Raw genomic sequence first — 26,225 nt, 5'->3', positions numbered from 1 at the left:
GAAACCCTGCCGGGCCAGGCGGCGAAGGAACCCCCTATCCCTACTCCGGATCGCCCGCGCAAATCCCGGTACCTACCCACTCGGCGGGGGTGCAGGGGAGAAATGCGAGTACCCGCTACTGGTGCCTCAGCGTCCAGCGAAACCGTAATCTCCTTTCAGGGGCACGGTGGCTGACTGGTCTGGAATGGTCAGGGAGGGACATGGACAACCTACTCAATCTGAATATCCTTCAGCAGCCGTTGCGGTACGCCTTCGACGCGGCCAGCGTCCTGGCAATCGCGTATCTGGCGTGGCGCCCGGTTTCCGTCCGCCGGCGGGTCCGAAGAGGAACAGCGGCTCCCGAGACTGCGGGCCCGGTCCTGCGCAGCAACCAAACCCCACTTCGTGTGTGGCTTCCACCCCTGCTTGCCCTGGTTGCCGGCGCATTGGCGGGCGTACTTGTCCTGGTCATCTGCGAGGGCTGGCTGAACATCTTTGGCCTTCCGTTGGACGGGGATACCCGCACGTGGGTCATTCTTGCCTTTTCTGCCGTTGCGCTGGCCCTGATGAATTTGTGGCGCTCACGATGGTGGCGGAAGATCGTGGCCGTTGTTTCCGTCGCGGTGTTTCTGGCCACGGCTGTCCTGGGAGTGAACGCCGATTACAGGCTGAATCCCACGCTCGGTTCCCTCCTGGGAGTGAACACGGGCCGTTTCCTGACACTCCCCAAGCTGAATCCGGTCGCGGCAGGGGCGGCCACGGCGCCGTTATGGCAGACCTGGAAGCCGCCGGCAGGGATGCCGGCCACCGGGCGGACCGGTCCGGTTGCAATTCCTGCCACGGTCTCCGGTTTCCAGGCCCGCCACGCCTACCTGTATCTTCCCCCGGCAGCATTGGTTGCTGACCCGCCGCCACTACCCATCATCGTCATGATGATGGGCCAGCCCGGAGGTCCGGACCAGAACCAATACGCCGTCGCCCGTTTGAACGCCATGGCTGCCAAGAACCATGGCCTGGCCCCGCTCCTGCTCACAGTCGACCAGTTGGGAAGTCCCTACCAGAACCCCGTCTGCGTCGACTCCCCAAGCGGCAACGTTTATTCGTACGTCACCACCGACGTTGTCAATTTCATCCGAACCAACCTAAACGTCATGCCCGGCCGGGACAGTTGGGCTGTAGCGGGCTACTCAAATGGCGGCGAGTGCGCCCTGTCATTCGCTGCGAAAAGACCCGAACTCTTCGGTTCGCTTCTGGACATATCCGGTGAGATCGAGCCGGTCAGCGGCAGCGTCCAGGACACCGTCAAAACCATCTTCCGCGGCAATCAGGCCAGCTTCACCGCCGAAGAACCGGCCACAATCCTCAAAGCCCACAAATACACCGACTTGGAGGCCATCTTCACGAGCGGCACCCTGGACAGCACCTACTCACCGCAGGTATCCGCCGCCGCAGCAGATGCCAAAGCCGCCGGCATGACCACCTACCGGTTCACCGGGGATGCGATCGGCCACCGCGGAGATGCCGTTGATTACGGCTTGAAGATGGGCCTTCCACTGCTGTTCCAACGCTTCGGCCTCTCAGCGCGATGACTGAAACGCCCAACTCTGCGGTCGGGGACCGCATGGAGGCCGCCCTGCGGGGCGGTCCCGGCAATTACCTGGCCCGGTTCCCGGCACGCATGGGTCAGCTGGTCCCAAGGCTCCGCTCAGCACCTGTGACGCTCGGCTACGTGGCCCTGCTTTGGGCTGCCACAGGGGTGCCGCGGATACTGAACGTCTATCACGTGCCCTTCCGGGCCGGACTCGGATCGGTGGCAGCAGCCCCCTCATCACTCTTCATCCGGCCCTGGTCCGTTGCGTCCTCAGCTTTCTGGCTGCCACAGCCCCTGTACTACCTCGCTGCCACGGTCGCGGTGCTGCTGGCAGGCTTTCCGTTGGAGCGGCGGCTCGGATCTGCCCGGTATGCGGCGGCGGTGGCGACCAGCCAGATCCTTGGCGTCACGGTAGCAGCGGGGCTGGTTTGGTCAATACACTCCACCATGGGCTCCTGGCCGGTCGTCCTGATGTCGGACCGATACGTAGGCCCTACTGCCGCCCTCTGCGGAGTACTGATGGCGGCATCCACAACGATGCCGGTGTTGTGGCGGCGCCGCCTGCGCACGGCCCTGCTCACACTGCTGTTGCTTCTGGTCCTCTACGAGGGATCCTACGCAGACCTCGTGCGGATCTCTTCCGCAACCGCCGGACTGCTCCTGGGACCGTTCTTCTTCGGCCGCCGGCCAGTGTTCGCGTGGCCCCGGATGTCCCGGCGGGAAGTACGGGTCCTGGTGGCGCTGGGGGTTGCCGCCTTCGCGATCGGACCGGTGATCGCAGGTTTGTCCCGGCACGCTCCCGCCCCCCTCGCGGTGCTCAGGCTCCTGTCCACTGATCTCCAGCCCGTCAATCCCCAGGCGCTCAGAAGCGCCTGTTCCCCGGCACCAAGGTCCGCTGAATGCCAAATGATGCTCCTCCAGCTCCGGGCCGGGGCCGGCGGAATATTCATGGCCATTCTTCCTTGTTTCCTGCTGCTGCTCAGCGCCGAAGGGCTCCGGCGGGGCCGACGTTTTGCGTGGTGGTCTGCCCTCGCCGTTCTCGGAAGTACGGCTGCCCTGGCCGCCATCCATATAGCCGGAGTGTTGTGGCCACGGGTACTCGGGACGCTGCAGGAACAAAACATGGATTTCCAGGACCTAAGCCATCTGCACAACAAGTGGGGCCTCGTCATCCCGCTGCTGCTGCCGGGTGTGATGTTCCTGCTGGTCCTCAGATTCCGCGATCTTTTCCCTGCCAGCGCGCCTGCGGGCACCTACGCCCGGCTCGGCCGTTGGGTCCTGATGCTGGGGACCGGGCTCGCAGTCATTTACGTTGGGGCCGGGACGGCCTTGGCGGACGGCTTCACACCGGTTCCCACCCCTGCACAGTTCCTCGCAGACGTGCCCGACCGATTCCTGCCGCTCGGCTACACCCTGGACATCCCGCCCGCAATCTTCCCCGAAAGCGCCTTTGCCGTCATGGTTTATGAGGGTACCGGGATCGTTTTTTGGGCGCTGACCGGGATCCTCGTGCTCCGCTCGTTCCTGCAGACGCCCCCCAACCCGCACCCCCTGGACCCTTCGAGGGTGCGGAACATCCTTCGCTCCGGGACTGGAAACCCCCTCTCGTGGATGACCACGTGGCCAGGCAACCGCTACTGGTTTACGCCCGAAGGCGACGGGTATGTGGCCTACCGGGTTAACTCCGGCGTGGCGCTGGCCCTGGGCTCACCCGTCGGCTCGGCAGCCGGGTACCGGACGTGTGTGGCAGGGTTCGCCCGCTTCTGTGAAGAGAACGGCTGGACGCCCTGCTTCTACTCCGCCGACCAGTCCCTTCGGGATGAAGCCGCAGCAAAAGGCTGGAGCTCAATTGAAGTCGCCCTCCAGACAATCCTCCCCCTGGCCGCACTTAGCTTCGCCGGGCGGCAGTTCCAACACATCCGGACAAAAATCAACCGGGCGCGGAAGGAAGGAATTCAGGTCGAATGGATCAACTACGCGCAGGCACCCCCGGCGACCCGGCAACAAATCGACGACATATCCAAGGAATGGGTAGGCGACAAGAAACTTCCCGAACTGGGATTCACCCTCGGCGGCATCGCCGAGCTCCAGGATCCTGAGGTCCGGTGCCTGGTGGCACTGGACGCGGACGGGACGGTGCACGGAGTCACCTCCTGGCTTCCGTCATACAGTAACGGCAGGATCGTGGGCTGGACCCTTGACCTCATGCGACGACGGACCAACGGGTTTCCGAACAGTATGGAATTGCTCATCGCCACCGCCGCCCTCACACTCAGGGACGAGGGCTACAGCTACGTCAGTTTGTCCGGAGCGCCCCTCGCAAATTCCCTGCAGACCGGCGACGGCGGCGCCCCAAGTACGGCCCTGGAACGTGTGCTGGACTGGTGTGGAAACAGGCTGGAACCCGTCTACGGCTTCCGCTCGCTGCTCGCCTTCAAGAACAAGTTTGCGCCCCATTACGAGCCGCTGTACCTGGTCTACAACGACGCTGCAGCACTTCCCGCCATTGCCAACGCCATCACAACAGCCTATTTAGGAGACATTTCCACACTGCGGCGGCTGGGCCTCGCCGGACAACTCCTGCTGCCAAGAACCACGGGAAGCGGACGCGCTGCCGGATAGCTTCACACGCGGGAAGGGCGGATTCGGTTGCACCGGCGGAGTCTGCTCTTCCGCTGCTAGCCGGTCTTGCGGTAGCGGATGTGGGTGGCCAACGGCGAGTTCAGCACCTCGACGGGCTCGAAGCCGAAGGACTCGACGCCGTCGAAGATGCGCTCTCCCGAACCGAGGAGAACCGGAGCGATATCGAGCGTCAGTTCATCGACCACCCCGGCGATCAGTGCCTGGCGGACGGTGGATGCTCCACCGGCGATGTCCACGCCTTTTCCGCCGGCAGCTTCGACAGCGGCAGCGTAGGCGGCATCGAATCCTTCGGTGACGAAATGGAACGTCGTTCCACCCTCCATCTCGATGGGCGGGTGTTCATAGTGGGTCAGGACGTAGACCGGCGCGTGATAAGGCGGTTCAGGTCCCCACCAGCCGGTCCAGTCACCGTCCCATTCGCCGCGGATGGGGCCGAACATGTTCCGTCCCATCACGTATGCGCCACGCGGCCGCATCAGCCAGCCGGCTGCGACCTGGTTTTCCTCCGTGACCCGGGGATCGCCGATATGCCAGCCATGCAGTTCAAGGCCCCGCTTGCCCAGCGGGTTCTCAAGGCTCTGGTCCGGTCCGGCGACGAAGCCGTCGAGGGAAATAGACATATGGCAGGTTGTGTCCGGCACCGCGAACCTCCTGGTGATTGCGCTCTACGCGCGGCCGTTGGTGGGGATCCTAGCACGCGCCCAGGTCCATCAGGGGTGGCTGGAGGAAGCTCCTAGTCGCTTCGGGTTCCGAAAACGATCTCATCCCAAGAGGGAACGCTGGACCGCTTTGGCCTTGCCGGCCGTTCAGGCGCCTCGGCCTCCGGAAGCTGGCCGGTGCTGGGGGCAGCATCGTCCTGCTTTGCCCCGGTGCGGCGAGGGTTGCCGCCAAGCAGCTCATCCAGCCCGGCGCCGCCGGTTCCGGAGCCCTGGCTGCTGCCGGAAGGTTTCTGCGGGGACGCAGCGATGGTGATTTCCCGCGTGTCCGTGCTGACGCCGTCGTGAAGCCGCAGGGCGTCGTCCTGGGCGTCGCGGTGCGGCGGAAGCAAGCTGAGCCTGGACAGCATGGAGGGCCTGGCGTCCCTGCGGCGGATGAACGAATCGCCTTGGGCTGCGGGTGCGTCCCGCTGGTCGTCCTGGGGCTCCGGTTCCTTTGACTCAGGTTCAGGAACCACCTCGGACGGGCGGGGATGGGCCGCCGGAACCCCATGGGTCAGCAGCAGGGCCAGTGCGTCATCGGAGTCTTCGTCAACGCCTATCCGCTGGCCGCGCCGCGACCGGAGCATGTCAAGAAGGCCGTCGGATTCCTTGCCGGACTCCTGGGCTGGGCCCTGGCCGGCGGAGGAAGCCTTGGACGAGTCTGCGTCGGTTTCAAAGTCGAAGGGCCGGTCCGAGACTGCGGTGAGCCGACGGGCCGGAACGGGCCCGTCCAACGGCTCAAGCTCACTGAGCTGCTGCGCCCAGCGGTTGGTGTTCTGCAGCGATTTGCGTGCCGGACTGAATGTCCACAGGGCGGGAGGCTCCTCGCCGATGCCCGAAGTCCCGCCCGGCTTGGCTTCGAAGCTCGCTGATACCGTCCAGGTGCCGTCCTGGCGCCGCCATGAATCCCACTCCACGGTCGCGGGGTCGATGCCGTGTGCGGACAGCCGATGGGAAACCATATCGTCCAGGGTGGCGGGATTGTCGCCAAACGCGGAACGGTAGATGTCATGGCCGGGGGAGGGCGCCGCGACTTCAACTTTCCGGGCCTGCTGCGCAACGTACTCGCGCTCGGCAAGGACCGGCCCTTCGTAACGCTCCACCTTGGCCAGCGGCATCCCGGACAGCTCCGCAACGTCGGCAGCGGTTGCGCCGGCGCGGATCCGGGCCTGGATATCCCTGGGCGACATCGGAACGGCAGGCCGCTCCGCCCGCGGTTTAGGCGCAGACCGGCTGGCCGTCCTGAGGGCCTCGTCGATCGGCAGCTGGAACATCTCGCCGCCGGCCCCGCTCAACAGGAGATGCGTCCCGTCGTCGTGCACGCCTACAAGCCGTAGATCCTGCATACAAATCCTCCACCCTGGCATTACTATCAATCGAAACTCTGCCACCCGGTGGCGCGGAATTGGCTCAAGGGGCAGGGCGCGCCGTGTTTTTCCGCTTGATTCCGGCCCAAAGGGTCAGTGCCAGGGCTGCACGCCCTGCGCCGGGCAGGAATAACCGCAGGCGGGAAGCGGCTGCCGTCCTGTACTGCTGACCCTCAGCGCCGGGTCAGGGCAGCGGCCAACTTGTCCGGGTGCCGGGTGGAGGCAAGCCAGTAGGGGGTGCGGTCTGCCGGGTCGGTGATCTCGATCTTCACGACGGGGTCGATCCATCCCCGGATGCACAGGTAGGCGAGCCCGTTCAGCCTCGTGCCCCGCTCCGCCGTGGCTTCGCCGGAGGTGAACTGCTCTACGCTGCCGACAAACTTGCGTTCGATGGTGGCCCGTCCGACCGTCAGTGCGTCACGGGTCACCGTAATGCTGGGAGTGGACAGGACCAGGAGCGCGCTGATGATGGCAAAAAGCACCACTGCCGCCGTATAACCGGCCGGCATGCTGATGGGTGCGAACACCAGGATGCCGGCGGCGGAGACGCCCACGGCGATGACCCAAATCCAGGCGTTGGGCCAGAGCTTCTCCCTGTAGGTGAGGGGAGTCCCGGCCGAAGGAGTGCTGGGAACGGACGCTGGCGTGCTTGATTCGGGCATATGCCAAGCTTTCCACCTTTGGTCCGCTATTTCATCTTGGGTGCCGGGCCGGGATCTGCCCATCTGGGTCTGGTGCGCGGGCCCGGGTTAGAGTGAGTGACTGTGACTGAACATCCCACCGCAGTAGACCTCGTCCCGGAACCGGCAGCTCCAGCCGCGCCCACCTTGCAGGTCCAGTTGAAGATGCTGGATCCGGACTTGGAAGCTCCTTCCTACGCGCATCCCGGCGATGCCGGAGCGGACCTTCGCGCGCGCGAAGACGTGGTCCTGATGCCGGGGGAGCGCAAACTTGTCCCCACCGGTGTGGCCATTGCCCTGCCTGACGGGTTCGTGGCGCTGATCCACCCGCGCTCCGGACTGGCCACCAAGCACGGCCTGACGATCGTCAACGCACCGGGCACAGTGGATGCCGGCTATCGGGGGGAGATATCGGTAACCCTGTTGAACACCGACTCATCACACCCGATTGAGCTGCGCCGCGGCGATAGAATTGCCCAGATGGTTATCCAGCGGGTGGAACACGCCCAATTCATTCCTGTCAGCGAATTGAGCGAATCCGTGCGCGGCACCGGAGGCTTCGGCTCCACCGGCGGGTTCAACATTCCCGGAGCTTGACACCTCCACCCACAACCGCTGCCACGCCAGCACGCACGACGGCAGGACCTGGTCCCGACCGGCAGATATTGAGAACTGGCACATTTTAGGAACGAAGGAGTCACCCATGGTCTTTGGGCTCGGCAGGAAAGCCAAGAAGGAAGAGCCGGAGCAACCGGCCGAAGAGCTCACGGCAGCGGAACCCGGAGAAGCCAGGGCCGCCGCTTCCACGCGCGGCCAGGATGGCCCCTTCGATGAGTCCGAGGTAAGCGGCCGGGACGGCTTCGTAGACCTCGGCGCCCTGCTGATCACTCCCAGCGAGGGACTCCAGCTCCGCCTCGAGGTTGAAGAGGCAACGCAACGGGTGGTGGCAGTCACCCTTGACCTCAACGGATCCAGCCTCCAACTGCAGGCGTTCGCCGCCCCCAAGACAGAGACGCTGTGGGACGAAATCCGCGAACAGATCGGCCAGTCGGTCGGTGCCCAGGGCGGCCAGGTCGAAGAAGTGGAAGGCGCGTTTGGTACGGAACTGGTTGCCAAACTCCCTGCCGGGCTTCCGGACGGCAGCCAAGGCTACCGGGTCGCCCGTTTCATCGGCGTCGACGGTCCGCGCTGGTTCCTCCGCGGAGTCCTGGGCGGACCCGCCGCCTTGGAACGCCCGGCCGCCGAGCCGCTCGAGACGCTCTTCCGCAAGGTGGTGGTGGTCCGGGGTGACAGCCCCATGCCGCCGCGGGACCTGCTGCAGCTGCGGCTCCCCAAGGATGCCTCCGCTACTCCTCCGCCCGCCGGTCCCACTTTGGAGGAACCAGAACGTGGTCCCGAAATCACCCAAATCGGCTGAGGCCGCACACGGCGGACCCGCCCAGGCGTCCGGCGGGCCGACCCCGCTGGACCAACTTCCGGACAAAGGACGCGTGCTGTGCCAAGGGCACATTGAATCCGTGACCTTCGTACCCGCAGACCGGACGGCGGAGTTCAGCGTCATCGTCTCCGAGACCGGAACCGGACGGCCGGGCCCAGGCCCCGGCCGGAACAAACCGGCGCGGCTTCGCATCGTGTGGCTGGGCCGACGACGGGTGCCGGGCATCGAAGCGGGCGCCGAGATCCGGGTAGAGGGCATGCTCGCACGCGGCAAGGACATGCCCACCATCTTCAACCCCCGTTACGAAATCTTGTCCCGCCAGGAGAACGAATGACCGAGCAGCAGCCCGAACAGTCCTCCGAAATCTCCGGCGCGTCCCGGCGGGGTGCTGGCCCGTCGCCGGCAGCCCCGCAGTCGCCGGTGGCCGGCCTGGCCGCGGAGTACGCGGCCAAGGCAGGACTCCACCGCACCCACGACGGCCGGGTGGATGTCCTGCGGAGCGCCGGGGGAGTCCAGGGCATTGCGGAGAGCATTGTCCCCGGCCTGGTCTTCCTCGTGGCGTTCACCGTGACCCGGGAGCTCACACTCTCGCTGGTGGCTGCCCTGGCATCGGCGGCCGCCTTCACCATCGCCCGGCTGGCACAGCGGCGCCCCCTCACCCAGGCCCTGGCAGGGGTGGTGGGCGTCGGCATTTCGGCGTGGCTGGCCAACACCACCGGCAAGGCCGAAGACTTCTACCTGCCCGGCTTCTTCACCAACGCGGCCTACATCCTGGCGATGGTGGTTTCCATCATCGCCAAATGGCCAGTGGCCGGGCTCCTCTTTGGTTTCATCCGTAACGAGGGAGTGGACTGGCGCAAGAACCCGGACCGCGTCAAGGCGTACCGGCTGGGTACCTGGATCATCGTGGCGGTCCTGGCACTTCGGCTCATCGTGCAGGTGCCCCTGTACCTGATGGGCGCTGACGGCCTGGCGGCCCTCGCCACCACGCGGCTGATCATGGGCGCGCCGCTGTACATCCTTGGGGTCTGGGTGGCCTGGCTCGTAACCCGTCCGGCACCGGCCGGCGCCGAAGATCAGCCCGACGCGGGACAAGGCGCCTGACGCCCTAAGCTGCTTGACGCCCCAGGGCGCCTGACGCCTCAAGGCGCCAGGCGCGCCTACCCGTCGAAGCCGTCGTCATCCGGCACCGGACCGTACTCGCTTGCGGCAGGCTGGACGCCGACGGCGGGCTGCGGCGGGGTGCCGGCGTCGATGCTCCCGGGAGCTGAGGAGAGGAGCTCACGCAACCTGTCCTCCGCGGCGATCGTGGTAACGAAGAAGAGCTCGTCGCCGCCGTCGATCACGTCGTCCCGGCTCGGGGTGATGGGAGCCTGGTCGCGGAGGATTGCCACCAGCGTGGCGTCCTCCGGCCAGTGGATGTCCCCGACGGTCATGCCGATTACGTGCGAGTCGTGGGGCACTGTGAACTCCACCAGCGATGCGACGCCGGTCTGAAGCGTCAGGAGCCGGACGAGGTCGCCGATCTCCACCGCCTCCTCCACGAGGGCGGTCATCAGCTGCGGGGTGTTGACGGCGACGTCAACACCCCAGGAATCATTGAACATCCAGTCGTTCTTGGGGTTGTTGACCCGGCCGACGGTGCGGCCCACCCCGAACTCGGTCTTTGCCAGCAGCGACACCACCAGGTTGACTTTGTCGTCACCAGTAGCGGACACCACGACGTCGGCGTCTTCCACCTTGGCGCCCTGGAGCGTGGAAAGCTCACACGCGTCACCCACCAGCCAGTGGGCTCCCCGCAGGCCGCTGCGCCCGATTACCTCCGGCTTGAGGTCGATCAGCAGGATCTCATGCTTGTGCGCCAGCAGTTCCCGGGCGATGGACGAACCGACGCTGCCTGCGCCGACGATGACTACTTTCACTGGTACTCCTTGGCGGGGGCTTTGGCGAGGATCTGGGCGATCAGGGCGCTGCGGTCCACCTGCAGCATGGCGTGCACGGTGTCGCCGTCCTGGTACGCGGTACCTGCGTCGGGCAGCAGGCCTTCGCCGAAACGGGTGAGATAGGCCACGCGGACACCGGCAGCCTTCTCGATGCTGCTGATCCGGTGCCCGATCCAGCCGCCGTCCAGGTCCAATTCGGCCAGGACCAGCCGCCCGGAGGGTTCGCGGAAATCGCCGGCCAGGTGCTGCTCGGGCAGGATGCGGCGCAGGACCTGGTCTGCGCTCCAGCGGACGGCAGCAACGGTGGGGATGCCCAGGCGCTGGTAGATTTCAGCGCGTCCGGGGTCGTAGATCCGGGCCACCACGTGCGGGACGTGGAACGTCTCGCGGGCCACACGGGTGGCCAGGATATTGGAGTTGTCGCCGCTGGACACTGCCGCGAAGGCATAGGCTTCACCGACACCGGCCTGCTTGAGGGTGTCGCGGTCGAAACCCACACCCGTGACCTTCCGGCCCGTGAACCCCTGGCGGAGCCGGCGGAACGCGCGGTCGTCCTGGTCGATGATGGCCACGGAATGCCCGGCATCCTCCAGCGTGTGCGCCAGCGTTGCCCCCACCCGGCCACATCCCATGATCACGAAATGCGCCACCGTATCTCCTCTGTATGTACGTCACGATCGTGCAGCTAGAACTCTACCGGCACGTCCGCGGTTCGGCCCGGCCCCGCCCCGTCATGACATCGTCGGCGATTCAGACTAACTTTGTGGGGTGTTGACAATACTGAACGCCGTCAAACGCGTGCTGGTGGGCAGGCCCTTCCGGAATGACCGCCTCGCCCATACCCTGCTTCCGAAAAAGATCGCACTGCCGATCTTCGCGTCCGACGCGTTGTCGTCCGTAGCCTATGCCCCGGACGAGATCCTGCTGACCCTTGCCCTTGCAGGCGTCAGTGCGGTGACGATCTCACCGCTGGTGGGCCTGGCCGTGATGGTGGTCCTGCTGACCGTCGTCGCCTCCTACCGGCAGAACGTCCACGCGTACCCCTCCGGCGGCGGCGACTACGAGATCGCCAACGTGAACATGGGAAAGTACGCCGGGCTGACCGTGGCCTCGGCGCTCCTGGTGGACTACGTCCTGACGGTTGCCGTGTCCATGTCCTCGGCCGCGGCCTACCTGACCACGGCTGTGCCGTCCCTGCATGGCCAGCAGGCCGTCATTGCCACCATCGGCGTCGTCATCCTTGCCCTGGTGAACTTGCGCGGCATTAAGGAAGCGGGCAGCGTCTTCGCCGTCCCCACCTACATCTTCATGGCCTCCATCCTGGGCATGACGGCGGTGGGCATCTTCCAGGCGGCCACCGGGCAGTTGGGCCAGGCGCCGTCGGCAGCCTTCACCATTGTTCCGGCGGAGGGCTTCGACCAGGGCCTGGTGGGGCTGGCCGGCGCATTCCTGCTCCTGCGGGCCTTCTCCTCCGGCGCCGCGGCCCTGACCGGTGTTGAAGCGATCAGCAACGGCGTTCCCAACTTCCGGCACCCCAAGAGCAAGAACGCAGCCACCACCCTGCTGCTCCTGGGCGTCATCGGTGCCGCGATGCTCGCGGGCATCATCTACCTGGCGAACGCCACCAAGGTCCACATCGTGCTGGACCCTGCCAAGGAATTCCTGCTCAACGGCAACCCGCTGCCGGAGGGCTACATCCAGAACCCGGCCATCAGCCAGATCGCGCAAACGATCTTCGGCGCCGGCAGCATTCCCTTCTACATCGTGGTGGCAGCCACCGGCGTCATCCTGGTGTTCGCCTCCAACACCGCCTTCAACGGCTTCCCCGTGCTGGGCTCCATCCTGGCGCAGGACGGTTACCTGCCCCGTCAGCTGCGCACCCGCGGCGACAGGCTCGCCTTCAGCAACGGCGTGCTGGCCCTTGCCGCCGGCGCCCTGGTGCTGATCATCTCCTTCGACGCCGACGTCACCAAGCTGATCCAGCTCTACATCGTGGGCGTGTTCATCTCCTTCACCCTCAGCCAGCTCGGCATGATCAGGCACTGGGGCCGCGAACTGAAACTGGCCAAGGACAAGGCCGTGCGGCGCCGGATGATGAAGTCCCGGACCATCAACACCATCGGTTTCGGCATGACCGGCCTGGTGCTGGTCATCGTCCTCATCACCAAGTTCCAGCAGGGTGCATGGATCGCGCTGCTGGCCATGTTCATCCTCTTCCTGATCATGTGGAGCATCCGGGCGCACTACGACAATGTGGCCAAGGAACTTGCCGTGGACGAGGACTCCTCGCCGCGCGCCCTGCCCACAAGGGTCCACGCAGTGCTGCTGGTCTCGCACGTCCGCAAGCCTGTCCTGCGTGCCCTGGCCTACGCCCGCGCGTCCAGGCCCTCGCGGCTGGACGCCATCACGGTGGACATCGATCCGGAAGAGACAGCCCACACCATTACCGACTGGGAGAAGCTTGAAATCCCGGTCCCGCTGACGGTCCTTGCCAGCCCGTACCGCGAGACGGTCACGCCCATCATGGACTACGTCAAGCAGATGCGCCTTGACTCCCCGCGGGACCTCATCGTGGTCTACATTCCCGAATACGTCGTGGGTAAGTGGTGGGAACAGCTGGTGCACAACCAGACCGCACTGCGCATCAAGACCCGGCTGCACTTTGAACCGGGCGTCATGGTGGCCAGCGTTCCCTGGCAGCTCAAATCATCCGAAGAAGCCAAGAACCTGCAGGACGTCCAGTGACCGTAAGAACCCCGCCCGCGGCAGTACCGGCAACCGACCAGGCCGGCCACGCCGGCGAAGAGGCCGTGCTCGACGTCGGGCCCGTAGCCCACGGCGGTCACTGCGTGGCACGCCACGAAGGCCGCGTGGTCTTCGTCCGGCACGCGATCCCCGGCGAGAAAGTCCGTGCCCGGCTGACTGATGCCGGCGAGGACGCCAAGTTCTGGCGGGCGGACGCCGTGGAGATCCTCGAGGCATCCCCGGACCGGGTGGAGCACTTCTGGCACCTCGCGGATTCAGGCCGGGCCTGGGGCCACGGCCATCCGCCGGTGGGCGGCGCCGAATTCGGGCACATCAAGCTGGCCCGGCAGCGGCAACTCAAAGCCGACGTCCTGGCTGAGCAGCTCACCCGGCTGGCCGGCGTCGACCCTGCAGCGTCCGGGTGGACCGGCGGCGTGGAAGCCGTGGGGGAGTCGCACGACGACGGCTCCGGCCTCGGGTGGCGGACCCGGGCGAGCTTTTCGGTCACCCCCGGCGGGAAGCTTGGGATGCACGCGCACCGCTCCGGGCACATCGTTCCGGTACGCGACATGCCGCTGGCCACCGAAGCAGTCAACGCCCTGCGCCTGTGGGAATTGGACCTGCAGGGCATTGACCGCGTTGAGGTGGCGGCTCCGGCCAACGGCTCCCGGCCGCTGGTACTCCTGGCACCGGCCCCCGGAACCAAGGACAAACGGCTCCGGGCCATCGCCGCTGGACTGCCGGCGGACGTGTCCGTGGCGGCGTTCGACCCGGTCAGCGGCGACGTGACCCAGGTCCGGGGCCGGACGTGGGTGCAGGAATCGGCGGCCGGACACGACTACCGCGTGTCCGGCGCGGGCTTCTGGCAGATCCATCGCGACGCGCCCGGAACACTTGTGGGCGCTGTCACAGAATTCCTGCAGAGTGGAGGCTTCCTGCAGGCCGGGGCAGTGGTGGCGGATCTCTACGCCGGCGCCGGCCTCTTCACGGCGGTGCTGGCCGATGCCGTGGGCGAGACCGGGTCCGTACTCTCGGTTGAAGGCGCGCCCGGGTCCAGCCGCGATGCCCGCAAGAACCTCCATTCCGCACCGAAGGTCGAGGTGGTCCAGGGCCGCGTGGAGCGTGTGCTCCGCCAGAAGCCGCGGAACTTCGACGCCCTCATCCTCGACCCGCCCCGTGCGGGAGCCGGGAAAGCCGTCGTCGGGCAACTCGTTGCCTCGCAGCCCCGTGCCATTGCCTACGTGTCCTGTGATCCGGCGTCGTTTGCCCGTGACCTCGGTTACTTCCAACGCTCAGGCTGGGAACTCGCAGGGCTCCGTGCCTTCGACCTGTACCCCCACACCCACCACCTGGAGACCGTGGCACTGCTGGCTCCCGGTCCGTGATGCCACCGCTGTTTTGGACTACGATGGCCGTAGTAGTCCCACGTCGCGCCCGAATTCTCGGCCGGCCGTGTGCAATTTTCGGGCCCTCGAACTACTTAGGGCATCCTAACTAGCAGGCGGTCAACCGCGCGACAAAGATGAAACTGTTGCGAGAGGAGTCCTGCGATGAGCACTGTGGACAGCTTCGGTTCAAAAGGCAAACTTAATGTAGCCGGAACCGAATACGAAATTTTCCGGTTGAACTCCGTTGAAGGTGCAGAAAACCTTCCGTTCAGCCTCAAGGTATTGCTTGAAAACCTGTTGCGGACCGAGGACGGCGCCAACATCACGGCCGACCACGTCCGCGCACTGGCCGGTTGGGATCCCAACGCCGAGCCCGACACTGAAATCCAGTTCACGCCGGCGCGCGTGATCATGCAGGACTTCACTGGCGTGCCCTGTGTTGTGGACCTCGCCACCATGCGTGAGGCCGTCAAGGAACTTGGCGGAGACCCCAAGCGGGTCAACCCGCTGGCACCGGCCGAAATGGTCATCGACCACTCCGTGCAGATCGACGCCTTCGGCAACTCCGGCGCACTGGAGCGCAACATGGAGATCGAGTACCAGCGCAACGGCGAGCGGTACCAGTTCCTCCGGTGGGGCCAGACCGCGTTCGACGACTTCAAGGTGGTCCCGCCGGGAACCGGCATCGTGCACCAGGTGAACATCGAATACCTGGCCCGCACCGTCATGACCCGCGAGGTTGACGGTTCGCTGCGTGCCTACCCTGACACCTGCGTCGGCACCGACTCGCACACCACCATGGTGAACGGCCTGGGCGTGCTCGGCTGGGGCGTCGGCGGCATCGAGGCCGAGGCTGCCATGCTCGGCCAGCCGGTCTCCATGCTGATCCCACGCGTCGTCGGCTTCAAGCTGACCGGCTCCATCCCCGCCGGTGCCACCGCCACCGACGTCGTTCTCACCATCACCGAGCAGCTGCGCCAGCACGGCGTGGTGGGCAAGTTCGTTGAGTTCTACGGCGAGGGCGTCGCTGCCGTGCCGCTGGCTAACCGCGCCACCATCGGCAACATGAGCCCCGAGTTCGGTTCCACCGCCGCCATGTTCCCGATCGACGACGTCACCCTTGACTACCTGCGCCTCACCGGCCGGTCCGACGAGAACGTCGCCCTGGTCGAGTCCTACGCCAAGGAACAGGGCCTCTGGCACGATCCCTCCCGCGAGATCAAGTTCTCCGAGTACCTCGAGCTGGACCTGTCCACGGTTGTCCCGTCGATCTCGGGCCCGAAGCGTCCGCAGGACCGCATCATCCTCTCCGAGTCGAAGGCACAGTTCCGTGAGGACCTGCGCAACTACGTCAAGGTGGACCTCGCCGACGGCAGCCTGGACGAAGCGATTGACGAGAGCTTCCCGGCATCGGATTCGCCGTCCTTCACTGCGAACGCCACCCACTTGTCCGAGGAAGCCCCGCACGCCCACGGCCCCAAGTCCAACGGGCGTCCGGCGAAGAAGGTCGCGGTCAAGACCGCTGACGGCCGCGAGTTCGAACTGGACCACGGAGCCGTGTCGATCGCCTCGATCACTTCGTGCACCAACACCTCCAACCCCTCCGTGATGCTGGCCGCCGCACTGCTGGCCCGCAACGCCGTGGAAAAGGGCCTGGCCGCAAAGCCGTGGGTCAAGACCTCGGTCGCTCCCGGCTCCAAGGTGGTCACCGACTACTACAACAAGTCGGGCCTGACCCCCTACCTGGAGAAGCTCGGTTTCTACATCGTGGGCTACGGCTGCGCCACCTGCATCGGCAACTCCGGCCCGCTGGACGCCGAGATCTCCGAGGCCATCCAGGCCAACGACCTCTCCGTCACCGCCGTGCTTTCCGGCAACCGCAACTTCGAAGGCCGGATCAACCCCGACGTCAAGATGAACTACCTGGCCTCCCCGCCGCTGGTCATCGCGTACGCCCTGGCCGGAACCATGGACTTCGACTTCGAGAACGACGCCCTGGGCCAGGACGAAGCCGGCAACGACGTCTTCCTCAGGGACATCTGGCCCAACCCGGTCGAGGTCCAGCAGGTCATCGACTCCTCGATCGACAAGGGCATGTTCGCCCGCGGCTACGAGGGCGTCTTCGAAGGCGACGACCGCTGGAAGGCCCTGGACACCCCCGCCGGCGACACCTTCGCCTGGGATGAGAAGTCCACTTACGTCCGGAAGCCCCCGTACTTCGAGGGCATGCAGGCCCAGCCGGAACCGGTAAAGGACATCACCGGTGCGCGCGTGCTGCTGAAGCTCGGCGACTCCGTCACCACCGACCACATCTCCCCGGCCGGTTCCTTCAAGTCCGACACCCCCGCCGGCCAGTACTTGCTGGCCAACGGCGTGGAGCGCAAGGACTTCAACTCCTACGGCTCACGCCGTGGCAACCACGAAGTGATGATCCGCGGAACGTTCGCGAACATCCGCATCAAGAACCAGCTCCTGGACGGCGTTGAGGGTGGCTTCACCCGCGACTTCACCCAGGCGGACGGTCCGCAGGCCTACGTCTACGACGCCGCCCAGAACTACCAGGCAGCCGGCACCCCGCTGGTGGTCCTGGCAGGCAAGGAGTACGGTTCCGGTTCTTCCCGCGACTGGGCCGCCAAGGGCACCGCCCTGCTGGGCGTCAAGGCCGTCATCGCCGAGAGCTACGAGCGCATCCACCGCTCCAACCTCATCGGCATGGGCGTCCTGCCGCTGCAGTACCCGGCCGGCGAGAACGCTGCCAGCCTGGGCCTGACCGGCACGGAAACCTTCGCCGTTGAGGGCGTCACCGCCCTGAACGAGGGCACCACGCCCAAGACCCTGAAGGTCACCGCCACCGCGGAGGATGGCTCCTCGAAGTCGTTCGACGCCGTCCTGCGCATCGATACCCCGGGTGAAGCGGACTACTACCGCAACGGTGGCATCCTGCAGTACGTGCTGCGCCAGATCTCCGCCAACTAGCGGGTCCTGACAGCAGTCACCATCCACCCCGAAGCCCCGGCCGGTCACCGACCAGCCGGGGCTTCGGCTTTGCAGCCAAGCCAAGGCGTTAGAGTTAAACGGCACGTCTACCACCCAAAGGAGGGGTCATTGGGAATCTTGGACACCATCCGGAATCCGCAGGACCTGAACGAGTTGACCGAGGAACAGCTGGAGCAGCTGGCCTCGGAGATCAGGGAGTTCCTGATCACGAACGTCTCACAGACGGGCGGACACCTCGGACCCAACCTTGGCGTCGTGGAACTGACGCTGGCCGTACACCGCATCTTCGAATCCCCCCGCGACAGCATCGTCTTCGACACGGGCCACCAGTCCTACGTCCATAAGCTCCTCACCGGGCGCCAGGACTTCAGTACACTCAGGCAGGAAGGCGGCCTCTCCGGCTACCCTTCACGCGCGGAGTCCGAACACGACATCGTGGAAAGCTCGCACGCGTCCTCCTCCCTGTCCTGGGCGGACGGCATCTCCCGGGCCCGCCAGCTCACCGGCGAAGGCGACCGGCACGTGGTGGCCATCGTGGGCGACGGCGCCCTGACCGGCGGCATGGCCTGGGAAGCCATCAACAACATCGCAGCAGACAAGAAACGCCGCGTGGTCATCGTCGTCAACGACAACGGCCGTTCCTACGCCCCCACCGTGGGCGGCTTCGCCGACTACCTCGCGTCCCTGCGCCCCACCATCGACTCCTTCCGCGCCGCACCCGCCTATGAAGGCGCACTGGACTGGTGGAAGAAGAAGCTCCAAAACGGCGGCCCCGCCGGACAGTTCACCTACAAGAGCCTGCACGCCATGAAAAAAGGCATCAAGGACTGGTGGGCCCCGCAAGGCATGTTCGAGGACCTCGGCATGAAGTACATCGGCCCCGTGGACGGCCACAACCTCCAGGCCATGGAGCATGCGCTCTCCACCGCCAGGAACTACGGCGGCCCCGTGATCGTCCACGCCATGACCGAAAAGGGGCATGGGTACGCCCCTGCCCGCGCCCATGAAGCGGACCAGTTCCACGCGGTAGGCATCATCGATCCCGAAACCGGCGAACCAACGGGCACCGGCGGCGCACAGTCCTGGACCTCGGTCTTCGCCGACGAGATCGCCGCCATCGCCGACGAACGCGAGGACATCGTCGGCATCACCGGAGCCATGCTGATCCCGGTGGGCCTGCACAAGTTTGCCGCCAAGCACCCGAAGCGCGTCATCGACGTCGGCATCGCCGAGCAGCACGCCCTTACCGCTGCTGCCGGCATGGCTTTTGGCGGGCTCCACCCCGTCGTCGCCGTCTACGCCACCTTCCTGAACCGGGCCTTCGACCAGTTGCTGATGGACGTCGCCCTCCATAAGGCCGGCGTCACCATCGTGCTGGACCGGGCCGGTGTCACCGGCCCGGACGGCCCCAGCCACCACGGCATGTGGGACATGGCCATGGTCCAGATCGTTCCCGGCCTCCACCTCGCCGCACCCCGCGACGCCACCCGCCTGCGGGAGGAACTTCGGGAAGCGGTGGCCATCGGCGACGCGCCCAGTGTGGTCCGCTTCTCCAAAGGATCGGTGGGTCCCGAGGTGGAAGCCCTGGAACGGCTCAGCGACGGCGTGGACATCCTGGCACGCCGCCCCTCCGGCTCCACCGAGAACGACGTCCTGATCGTCAGCGTCGGTGCCATGTCCGAGCTCGCCCTCGACGTCGCCAACCGGCTTGGCGCACAGGGCATCAGCAGCACGGTAGTGGATCCACGCTGGGTGCTCCCGGTCAGCCGTTCGATCATTGCGCTGGCCTCGCACCACCGGCTGGTGATCTGCATCGAGGACGGCGTCAGGGCCGGCGGCGTCGGCCCGCGCATCCGCCAGGAAATGCGGGCAGCCGGTGTGGATACCGCACTGAACGAGGTGGGCCTGCCCGTCGAGTTCCTCGACCACGGCACCCGCGCCCAGGTCCTGGAGCGCGTGGGACTCACCGCCCAGCAGATAACGCACGACGTCGTCGCACAGGTTTTGGGCACAAAGGTACCGTTCGCGCGTCCCCTGCCCGGGCAGCAGCACCCCACCACTGGCAGCCTCCCGATCCTGTGAGGGACGAAGACGCACTGAAATACCCGGGCGCCGTGGGGGAGTCGGGGCCCGTTGTGCACACCACCACCACGCGGGTCCCGGGCAACCTTAAGCCGGGCCAGCTGGTGGTATCCCGGAACCGGAAATGGAACGGCAAGGCACATTGGGTGGTGCCAGGGCGGTATCTCGGTGAAGACCAGCACGGATGGTGGATCTTCCAGGGCACCAACGAGTTCTGCTCGCGCCCCGGCGCAGCGTTCTACACACGCTCTGACGCGGTGCTCCTGGTACCGCGCCACGGCGACTGGGTGGCCACCTTCTACGATTCCGCCCATCCCGCCGGTGTGCAGCTCTACATCGACCTCGCAGTGGGCCACGAATGGACCGACATCAGGCCTGCCGTGACCGAGTTCCATGTGATCGACATGGACCTGGACGTGATCCGCACCGAATCACGGGGTGTCTTCATCGACGACCAGGACGAATTCGCGGAACACAGCGTGTCCATGCGCTACCCGCAGCGGCTGATCGAGGACATCCAGTCGGCCGCGGATGTGCTTTTCCATGCCGTGAAGGCGCAGCAGGCGCCTTTCGACGGTACCGACGTTGAATGGTTTACAAAGGGACGCATATGAGCGGCATAGTCAGGGTCTACAAGCGCGACGACGAGGGAATCCTCCACTTCCGGGAAGCCTGGTTCGACGAGGAGTACTCCCAGTTCGTCATGAATTTCGGCGCCGTGGGGCACCAGAGCAAAACGGAGGAAACCGACGTCCCCGATGCAGATGGTGCCGACAGCCTGCTGGATGCTTTCGCAGCCCAGTGCCAGGAGGACGGCTACGCCGAAATCCCCAACGAGGAGCAGTCCTGGGTAGTGGCGCAGTTCGCCCTCAAGACCAGGGAAGGCACGGAACGGGACCGCTACCTGGAGCAGAAAGCCAAGGACGCCCTCATCAGCCACCTTGCCTGGCGCGGACTCGGAACGGTGGAGCGGTCCGAGTTCACGGATTACAAACTGAACATCTACTGCCTCTGCCCGGACGTGAACAAGGCCGTCAACGCCATCAAGGTGTGCGCCCGGGGCGAGGACCTGGACTTCACCAAGCTCAGCATTGGTGCGGCCCCGTACAGCGAACCCGGGCATTTCAAACTCAAGCACTCAGCCAAGCCAGCCAACAGCTTCAGCCTCTAGGAGTCGTCCGTGACCAATTACCGCCGCGTTGGAAAATCAGGCCTCACCGTCTCCACGGTAGGCCTCGGATGCAACAACCTTGGCCGGGCCAACACCGCCACTGAGTCGCAGCAAGGCACGGACGCCGTTGTATCCGCAGCCCTGGAGGCCGGGATCACGCTGTTCGACGTTGCGGACAACTACGGCCGCGAACCGGGACTGAGCGAGACCATGCTGGGCAAGGCACTCGGAAGCCGGCGGGACCAGGCCGTGGTGGCCACCAAGTTTGGGATGGACACCCAAGGAGCCAACGGCCCCGACTTCGGTGACCGTGGCTCCCGCCGCTACATCATCCAGTCCGTCGAAGCGTCCTTGCGCCGGCTCGGTACCGACTGGATCGACCTCTACCAGTTCCATACCCCGGATCCGCTGACACCCATCGACGAGACCCTGGCCGCGCTGGACGACCTCGTCCGCAGCGGCAAGGTCCGGTACATCGGCCATTCCAACCGGGCCGGCTGGCAGATCGCCCAGGCCGAGTACGTGGCCCGCGAACTCGGCGGCGCACGCTTCGTCTCCACCCAGAACCACTACAACCTCCTGGACCGCCGGGCGGAGCAGGAAGTCACCCCGGCCGCCGAAGCCCTCGGCTTGGGCGTCCTGCCCTACTTCCCGCTGGCCAACGGGCTGCTGACGGGCAAGTATGCGCCCGGCCACGCGCCGGACGGTTCGCGCCTCAGCCACACGCGGACCAACATGGTGGCGGACGCCGACTGGGACCAGCTGGGCCGGTTCAGCAGGTTCGCCAAGGAACGCGGCCTCACCGAAGTGGAGGTTGCCTTCTCCTGGCTTGCCGCGCAGCCATCCGTGGCCAGCGTCATCGCGGGCGCCACTAAACCGGAGCAGGTCCGGCAGAACGCCTCGGCCGCCGACTGGCAGCCGTCGGCTGAAGACCTTGCGGAGCTGGACGCCATCTTCCCGTCCGTTCCCAAGGTTGCCCTCTTCTAGGACAGCGGAAAACCCAGAGCACGGGAAGTACCGCGACTGTGACCTCCTACCTGCTGGACGTCGATACCGGCATTGACGACGCCCTGGCGCTGGCCTACCTCGCCGCGCTGCCGGAGACGGAATTCGTGTGCGTCACCGCAACGCCCGGAAACGTGGACGCCGGGCAGGTGGCCCGCAATACCCTGGCATTGCTGGAACTCTGCGGCCGGCCGGGCGTCGAAGTGGCCATCGGGGCGCACGGGCCGCTGTCCATTCCGCTTACCACCACACCCGAAACCCACGGTCCGCAGGGGATTGGCCACGCTGTGCTGCCCGAGCCGGCCGGGCGGGTGTCGGCGCGGAACGCCGTCGACCTGTGGGTGGAACACGCCCGCGCCAGGCCGGGGGAGCTCACCGCCCTCATCACCGCACCGCTGACCAATTTCGCCCTGGCCCTCCGCCAGGAGCCCGACCTGCCTGACCTCCTGGCCGGAGTGGTGATCATGGGCGGGAGCTTCTACCACCAGGGGAACACCACCCCGACGGCTGAGTGGAACACCCACGTGGACCCGCACGCGGCCAAGGAGGTGTACGCGGCGTACCGCGGCAGACCGCTGGCGAAGCTGCCGATCGTCTGTTCGCTGGACACCACCGAGCGGATGGAGTTACGCCCGGAACACGTCCGGCAGCTCGCCGAGGCGGCCGGTGCGGCGCCGGAACTGGTCCTGCCGGAGCAGCCCGAGGGCCTGCGCAGTACGTCCGGCAACACCCTCATCCGCCATCTCTCCGACGCCTTGCGGTTCTACTTCGAGTTCCACCGGCTGTACGACCAGGGCTACCTGGCGCACGTCCATGATTTCTTCGCCGCCGGGGTTGCCGCGGGCACGCTCGAGTACAGCGTCCGCCCCGCCACAGTGGACGTCGAGACCGATTCTGCGTTGCTGATGGGAACCACCGTGGCCGATTACCGAGGACTGTGGGGCGCGCCGCCCAACGCCAGGATTGTTTCCGGCAACAACCCCGGGCAGGCGTTCCGGGAACTGGTGTCAGCCGTCGGCGGCCTGGCCTGGCGGGTGGGTTAGGCCGCCCCGGCGCGGTCCTCGCGGGGCACGCCGGATTACCGGACTACCGCCGGACTCCGGCCCGGAAATGCCCGGTAGAATGGGCCACGGACCGGCCCGGCGCAGTTGCCGCCGGCTGCTGCCGAGGTGACATAGGCAGCTCCACCCAAGCCCGGTTCTGCCGGGCCACTGCCCGCACCCGAAGGAAACATTCCCCATGTCATCGCCCTCCCTGACGCTTCCGTCCCAGGAACGCCCGGCGGCCCGCCGCCGCCGGCTGCTGGAGATCCTCGGCGCCCTGGCCATCGCCGCCACCTACGTCTACCTGGTCCTGAACCAGCCGTCCGACATCACCGGGGGTCCGGGGAGTGCCTCGGCCCTAATCGCGCTCTCCGGTTTCCTGGCAGGGGCCGTCCTGTTGATCGTGGCCGTCCTGCCCACACTGCCCGCGTCCACGCTGGTGCTGATACCGGTGGCGCTGGTCCTGAACATCGTGCTGGGCCAGTTTGTTGGCAGCACCCTGGTGCCCTTCTACCTCGACGCCATCGGTACCGTGCTGATCGCCGTGCTGGCAGGTCCTGCCGCCGGCGCTGCCACCGGCGCACTCAGCAGCATCGTCTGGTCCTTCTTCAACCCCACCGTGCTGCCTTTCGCGGCCGGCGCAGCGCTCATCGGCTGCCTTGCCGGGCTGGCCGCCCGCTACGGCCTCTTCCGCCGTTTCTACCTCGCCCCGGTGGCCGGTTTCGTCACCGGCATCATCGCCGGCGTGGTGTCCGCCCCGGTGGCGGCGTTCGTCTTCGGCGGAACCTCGGGAGTGGCCACAGGCGCGATCGTCAGCGCCTTCCGTGCCATGGGCGACACCCTCCTGGCGGCCATCACCAAGCAGGCACTGATCTCCGACCCCATGGACAAGGCCATCGTGTTCACCATCGTGGCCATCCTCGTCTACGCCCTGCCGCGCAGGGCACGGCAGCAGTTCCCGTTCCTGCGCCGCCACCGGGTCCTGGCAGGCAAGGCCCCGGCCGCGACCACTGAGGCACCGGCGCAGGGCGCTGCCCGGGACAACTGACCACGCCGTGACCGCATCCTCCCCACGCACGGCCGCCGGGCCGGACAGGCCAGGGCGCCTGAATCCGCTGACCTTGCTTGCTGCTGCCGGGAGTACAGCGGTCATTACGACGGCGGCCGGCAGCTGGCCGCTTTCACTCACCGTGCTTGCCGCCTCCCTGGGGCTCTCGGCGGCAGGGGGCACCGCCCGCCGCGTGGTGGCTGCCGCCGCGGCAATCCTGGTTCCATTGAGCCTGTCCTTGGTGATGCTGCACGGGCTGTTCTTTCCCGAGGGAACCACCGTCCTGGCCGAATGGGGCCCGGGACGGGTCACGGCGGAGGGCCTGGGCTTCGCCGGTCGGCGGATCCTGCAGCTGGGCGCTGTGGTCCTGGCCTTGCTGGTTTTCTCGTTCAGCGTCAGCGTTCCTGACCTCGTGGCGGCGTTGTCCGCCCGCGGCGTGCAGGGCCGGTTCGCCTTCGTGCTGGCCTCCACCCTCACCCTGCTTCCGGCCATCAGTGCCCGGGCACGGCGGATCCGCCAGGCCCAGGAGTCGCGGGGGCTGGTAGTCACGCGCGGCCTTTTGTCCAGGGTTGCTGCGTTCCGGCTCCAGGCGGTTCCCCTGGTCCTGTCCCTGGTGGAGGATGCCGGCACCCGCTCCGCAGCCCTGGAAGCACGCGGACTCAGCAACGCCGGACCCAGGACCAGCTACCGGGAAGTGCCCGACTCGCGGCTGCAGCGAACCGCCCGGGCCGTTCTGGTGCTTGTTGCCGCGGCAGCCCTGGTGCTGCGCCTGGTCCAGGCAGGTGCCAGTGCCTGAGCGCCTGATGGATGCCGGTAAGGCCGTTCGCGCCAACCGCCCGGTCCTTGCTGCCGGTATCCGGTCCTTTACGTTCCACGACGACGAAACAACTGCCCTGCGCGACGTCACCGTTTCCTTCGCGGCGGGCTCCTTCACCGCGATTTTGGGTGCATCCGGCAGCGGCAAGTCCACCCTGGGGCGCCTCCTGGCGGCCTGGCTGCCGCCAGGGGGCCACGGAGCACTGGCCGGCTTCCTGGAGCTGTCCGGCTCCCGGCTCGAGTTCGACGGCGGCCCTTCAGATCCCCGGATCGATCCCGCCCAGTGGGGCCGGCACGTGGGCTTCGTTCCACAGGACCCTGCGACGGTCCTGTCCACCGTCCGGTCCACCGTGGCTGAGGAACTCGCGTTCGGCCTGGAGAACTCCGGGATGGAACGTGCCGCCATGAAAGCCGCGGTGGGGCGCACCGCGGCGCTGTTGGGCCTGCACGACCAACTGGAACAGGATCCTGCCAGGCTCTCGGGCGGCCAGCTCCGCCGGCTGGCGATCGGCTGCGCCATCATAACCGGACCCCCGGTGCTGGTCATGGACGAGCCGTTCGCCTCCCTTGACGCGGCCGGCGCCGACGGGCTCGCAGCCGTGGTGCGGGACCTCCTGGCCCGCGGGACCGCCGTCGTCATCCTCAGCCAGGCTATTGATCCACTGCTGCTGGAGGCCGGCACGTGGGTGGTGCTGTCCGGGGGGACTGTCACCGGCAGCGGTCCGCCCGCCGCCATGGGGACCGGCTCCGGGGTCTTGCCGCCTGCCATCCGTCGCCCCGCCCCCGTGCCGGCCCCGGTCGCCGTTTCCCGGCCCGGGGTGCCGCAGACGGGTATTCCGGCGTTGCAGCTGCGGGGTGTCGACTTCGCGTACCCGGCCGGGCCGGGAGCCCGCAGGCGGCTGCGGAAGGCCGGACCCACGGGGGAGCCGGGCGGCCCTCCGCTGGTGCTTCGGGGCGCCGACCTTGCCGTCCATCCGGGCGAAATCGTGGCCGTCACCGGGCCCAACGGTGCAGGTAAATCAACGCTCCTGCGGCATTTCAACGGGCTGCTCCGCCCCACCGCGGGGTCCGTGCTGGTCCGGGGGGCCGACATCTCGGGCGCACCGGTGGGGCGGACGGCGGCCTCGGTGGGCTTGCTGTTCCAGCAGCCCCGGGACCAACTTTTCGAACGGTCCGCGCTGCGGGAGGTCAGCTTTGGCCTTGCCCGCCTGGTCGGTCCGGCCCTGGCAGCCCAACGTGCCACGGCGGCGCTGGCATCCGTGGGGCTGGCGGACGCTGCCCAGGAACACCCCGCCGAGCTGCCGGCGTCAGCCCAGCGCCTTTTGGCCCTCGCCACCGTCCTGGCGCGCAAGCCCGCCGTCCTGGCACTGGATGAACCCACTGTGGCGCTGGACGGAGACGGACTGGCCCTGCTGGACGCAACCGTCCGCCTGGCAGCCGCGGAAGGTGCCGCCGTCGTGCTCGTTACCCATGACCTGGGCTACGCACGATCAGTGGCGCACCGTACCGTGGCTCTCGACGGCGGCCGGCTGGTCCCCGCCTGACCATCCCCTCCGGGGCCCAGGGCTGACGGGGGCCGGCCAGGCGGGAC

Annotated in this window: 22 protein-coding genes; 17 read left to right on the top strand and 5 right to left on the bottom strand. The window is 66.8% G+C overall.

From position 1 onward, the window contains the following. Positions 1 to 200 precede the first annotated feature (200 nt). On the top strand, positions 201 to 1,568 hold the full coding sequence (locus tag QRN53_RS08565; protein WP_285243579.1) for an alpha/beta hydrolase: 1,368 nt from the start codon (positions 201 to 203) through the stop codon (positions 1,566 to 1,568). Next, positions 1,565 to 4,192 (top strand): bifunctional lysylphosphatidylglycerol flippase/synthetase MprF, encoded by a 2,628-nt coding sequence (locus QRN53_RS08560; RefSeq protein ID WP_285243578.1) that lies wholly within the window; start codon positions 1,565 to 1,567, stop codon positions 4,190 to 4,192. Before QRN53_RS08565 ends, QRN53_RS08560 begins: the two co-directional genes overlap by 4 nt. 56 nt (positions 4,193 to 4,248) lie before the next feature. Here the strand turns inward: QRN53_RS08560 and QRN53_RS08555 are convergent, their stop codons facing one another. The 3 genes from QRN53_RS08555 to QRN53_RS08545 form a co-directional block, all read right to left on the bottom strand. Beyond that, the gene (locus QRN53_RS08555; protein ID WP_285243577.1) at positions 4,249 to 4,833 is read right to left on the bottom strand and encodes a dihydrofolate reductase family protein; all 585 of its coding nucleotides are present in this window, start codon (positions 4,831 to 4,833) and stop codon (positions 4,249 to 4,251) included. 113 nt (positions 4,834 to 4,946) lie between these two features. Then, on the bottom strand, positions 4,947 to 6,257 hold the full coding sequence (sepH, locus tag QRN53_RS08550) for a septation protein SepH (RefSeq protein WP_285243576.1): 1,311 nt from the start codon (positions 6,255 to 6,257) through the stop codon (positions 4,947 to 4,949). 194 nt (positions 6,258 to 6,451) lie between these two features. Beyond that, positions 6,452 to 6,940, bottom strand: coding sequence for a DUF3093 domain-containing protein (locus tag QRN53_RS08545; RefSeq protein ID WP_285243575.1), 489 nt, complete (start codon positions 6,938 to 6,940; stop codon positions 6,452 to 6,454). A 102-nt stretch (positions 6,941 to 7,042) separates the two neighbouring features. Here QRN53_RS08545 and dut point away from each other — a divergent pair, with 102 nt between their 5' ends. From dut to QRN53_RS08525, 4 genes are all read left to right on the top strand, one after another. Next, complete coding sequence (dut, locus tag QRN53_RS08540) at positions 7,043 to 7,555, top strand: dUTP diphosphatase (RefSeq protein WP_285243574.1); 513 nt, start codon at positions 7,043 to 7,045, stop codon at positions 7,553 to 7,555. 106 nt (positions 7,556 to 7,661) lie between these two features. Next, positions 7,662 to 8,375: a DUF3710 domain-containing protein gene (locus tag QRN53_RS08535; protein WP_285243573.1), complete on the top strand. Its 714-nt coding sequence runs from the start codon at positions 7,662 to 7,664 to the stop codon at positions 8,373 to 8,375. A 46-nt stretch (positions 8,376 to 8,421) separates the two neighbouring features. Next, complete coding sequence (locus tag QRN53_RS08530; protein ID WP_285243612.1) at positions 8,422 to 8,730, top strand: single stranded DNA-binding domain-containing protein; 309 nt, start codon at positions 8,422 to 8,424, stop codon at positions 8,728 to 8,730. Next, positions 8,727 to 9,500 carry a DUF3159 domain-containing protein gene (locus QRN53_RS08525; RefSeq protein ID WP_285243572.1) on the top strand — a complete coding sequence of 258 codons (774 nt, stop codon included), beginning with the start codon at positions 8,727 to 8,729 and terminating at the stop codon, positions 9,498 to 9,500. Before QRN53_RS08530 ends, QRN53_RS08525 begins: the two co-directional genes overlap by 4 nt. Positions 9,501 to 9,556: 56 nt before the next feature. Here QRN53_RS08525 and QRN53_RS08520 read toward each other — a convergent pair whose 3' ends face one another. Both QRN53_RS08520 and QRN53_RS08515 read right to left on the bottom strand, forming a co-directional pair. After that, the gene (locus QRN53_RS08520; protein ID WP_285243571.1) at positions 9,557 to 10,318 is read right to left on the bottom strand and encodes a potassium channel family protein; all 762 of its coding nucleotides are present in this window, start codon (positions 10,316 to 10,318) and stop codon (positions 9,557 to 9,559) included. Continuing rightward, a complete protein-coding gene (locus QRN53_RS08515) occupies positions 10,315 to 10,989 on the bottom strand; it encodes a potassium channel family protein (RefSeq protein ID WP_018761109.1) in 675 nt (224 codons plus the stop codon). Before QRN53_RS08515 ends, QRN53_RS08520 begins: the two co-directional genes overlap by 4 nt. Before the next feature lie 118 nt (positions 10,990 to 11,107). On the opposite strand from QRN53_RS08515, the gene QRN53_RS08510 reads away from it, so the two are divergent. From QRN53_RS08510 to QRN53_RS08460, 11 genes are all read left to right on the top strand, one after another. Then, on the top strand, positions 11,108 to 13,084 hold the full coding sequence (locus QRN53_RS08510) for an APC family permease (protein WP_285243570.1): 1,977 nt from the start codon (positions 11,108 to 11,110) through the stop codon (positions 13,082 to 13,084). After that, on the top strand, positions 13,081 to 14,469 hold the full coding sequence (locus tag QRN53_RS08505) for a class I SAM-dependent RNA methyltransferase (RefSeq protein ID WP_285243569.1): 1,389 nt from the start codon (positions 13,081 to 13,083) through the stop codon (positions 14,467 to 14,469). The genes QRN53_RS08510 and QRN53_RS08505 overlap by 4 nt, the downstream gene beginning before the upstream one ends. A gap of 165 nt (positions 14,470 to 14,634) precedes the next feature. Continuing rightward, complete coding sequence (locus QRN53_RS08500; RefSeq protein ID WP_285243568.1) at positions 14,635 to 17,448, top strand: aconitate hydratase; 2,814 nt, start codon at positions 14,635 to 14,637, stop codon at positions 17,446 to 17,448. A 129-nt stretch (positions 17,449 to 17,577) separates the two neighbouring features. Further along, positions 17,578 to 19,551, top strand: a complete 1,974-nt coding sequence (gene dxs, locus QRN53_RS08495; RefSeq protein WP_285243567.1) for a 1-deoxy-D-xylulose-5-phosphate synthase — start codon at positions 17,578 to 17,580, stop codon at positions 19,549 to 19,551. Then, positions 19,548 to 20,165, top strand: a complete 618-nt coding sequence (locus QRN53_RS08490) for a DUF402 domain-containing protein (RefSeq protein ID WP_285243566.1) — start codon at positions 19,548 to 19,550, stop codon at positions 20,163 to 20,165. Before dxs ends, QRN53_RS08490 begins: the two co-directional genes overlap by 4 nt. Continuing rightward, a complete protein-coding gene (locus tag QRN53_RS08485) occupies positions 20,162 to 20,722 on the top strand; it encodes a hypothetical protein (RefSeq protein WP_285243565.1) in 561 nt (186 codons plus the stop codon). The genes QRN53_RS08490 and QRN53_RS08485 overlap by 4 nt, the downstream gene beginning before the upstream one ends. Positions 20,723 to 20,731: 9 nt before the next feature. Continuing rightward, on the top strand, positions 20,732 to 21,709 hold the full coding sequence (locus QRN53_RS08480; RefSeq protein WP_285243564.1) for an aldo/keto reductase: 978 nt from the start codon (positions 20,732 to 20,734) through the stop codon (positions 21,707 to 21,709). Between the two features lie 38 nt (positions 21,710 to 21,747). Next, a complete protein-coding gene (locus QRN53_RS08475) occupies positions 21,748 to 22,770 on the top strand; it encodes a nucleoside hydrolase (RefSeq protein ID WP_285243563.1) in 1,023 nt (340 codons plus the stop codon). Between the two features lie 196 nt (positions 22,771 to 22,966). Further along, positions 22,967 to 23,818 carry an ECF transporter S component gene (locus tag QRN53_RS08470; protein WP_285243562.1) on the top strand — a complete coding sequence of 284 codons (852 nt, stop codon included), beginning with the start codon at positions 22,967 to 22,969 and terminating at the stop codon, positions 23,816 to 23,818. Between the two features lie 7 nt (positions 23,819 to 23,825). Then, complete coding sequence (locus QRN53_RS08465) at positions 23,826 to 24,614, top strand: energy-coupling factor transporter transmembrane component T (RefSeq protein WP_285243561.1); 789 nt, start codon at positions 23,826 to 23,828, stop codon at positions 24,612 to 24,614. Positions 24,615 to 24,621: 7 nt separating this feature from the next. After that, on the top strand, positions 24,622 to 26,178 hold the full coding sequence (locus tag QRN53_RS08460) for an ABC transporter ATP-binding protein (RefSeq protein ID WP_285243611.1): 1,557 nt from the start codon (positions 24,622 to 24,624) through the stop codon (positions 26,176 to 26,178). The last annotated feature ends 47 nt before the right edge of the window (positions 26,179 to 26,225 follow it).

Source organism: Pseudarthrobacter sp. fls2-241-R2A-127, assembly GCF_030209355.1.
Lineage (GTDB): Bacteria > Actinomycetota > Actinomycetes > Actinomycetales > Micrococcaceae > Arthrobacter.
The sequence above is the reverse complement of the archived record's forward strand: the minus strand, read 5'-3'. Positions and strand labels throughout refer to the sequence as shown.

Excerpts from the sequence above, each read along its gene's own strand:
- QRN53_RS08560 (WP_285243578.1), top strand. The coding sequence starts at position 1,565 with ATGACTGAAACGCCCAACTCTGCGGTCGGGGACCGCATGGAGGCCGCC.
- QRN53_RS08460 (WP_285243611.1), top strand. The coding sequence starts at position 24,622 with ATGGATGCCGGTAAGGCCGTTCGCGCCAACCGCCCGGTCCTTGCTGCC.
- sepH (WP_285243576.1), bottom strand. The coding sequence starts at position 6,257 with ATGCAGGATCTACGGCTTGTAGGCGTGCACGACGACGGGACGCATCTC.
- QRN53_RS08470 (WP_285243562.1), top strand. The coding sequence starts at position 22,967 with ATGTCATCGCCCTCCCTGACGCTTCCGTCCCAGGAACGCCCGGCGGCC.
- QRN53_RS08545 (WP_285243575.1), bottom strand. The coding sequence starts at position 6,940 with ATGCCCGAATCAAGCACGCCAGCGTCCGTTCCCAGCACTCCTTCGGCC.
- QRN53_RS08500 (WP_285243568.1), top strand. The coding sequence starts at position 14,635 with ATGAGCACTGTGGACAGCTTCGGTTCAAAAGGCAAACTTAATGTAGCC.
- QRN53_RS08535 (WP_285243573.1), top strand. The coding sequence starts at position 7,662 with ATGGTCTTTGGGCTCGGCAGGAAAGCCAAGAAGGAAGAGCCGGAGCAA.
- QRN53_RS08565 (WP_285243579.1), top strand. The coding sequence starts at position 201 with ATGGACAACCTACTCAATCTGAATATCCTTCAGCAGCCGTTGCGGTAC.
- QRN53_RS08525 (WP_285243572.1), top strand. The coding sequence starts at position 8,727 with ATGACCGAGCAGCAGCCCGAACAGTCCTCCGAAATCTCCGGCGCGTCC.
- QRN53_RS08485 (WP_285243565.1), top strand. The coding sequence starts at position 20,162 with ATGAGCGGCATAGTCAGGGTCTACAAGCGCGACGACGAGGGAATCCTC.
- QRN53_RS08555 (WP_285243577.1), bottom strand. The coding sequence starts at position 4,833 with ATGTCTATTTCCCTCGACGGCTTCGTCGCCGGACCGGACCAGAGCCTT.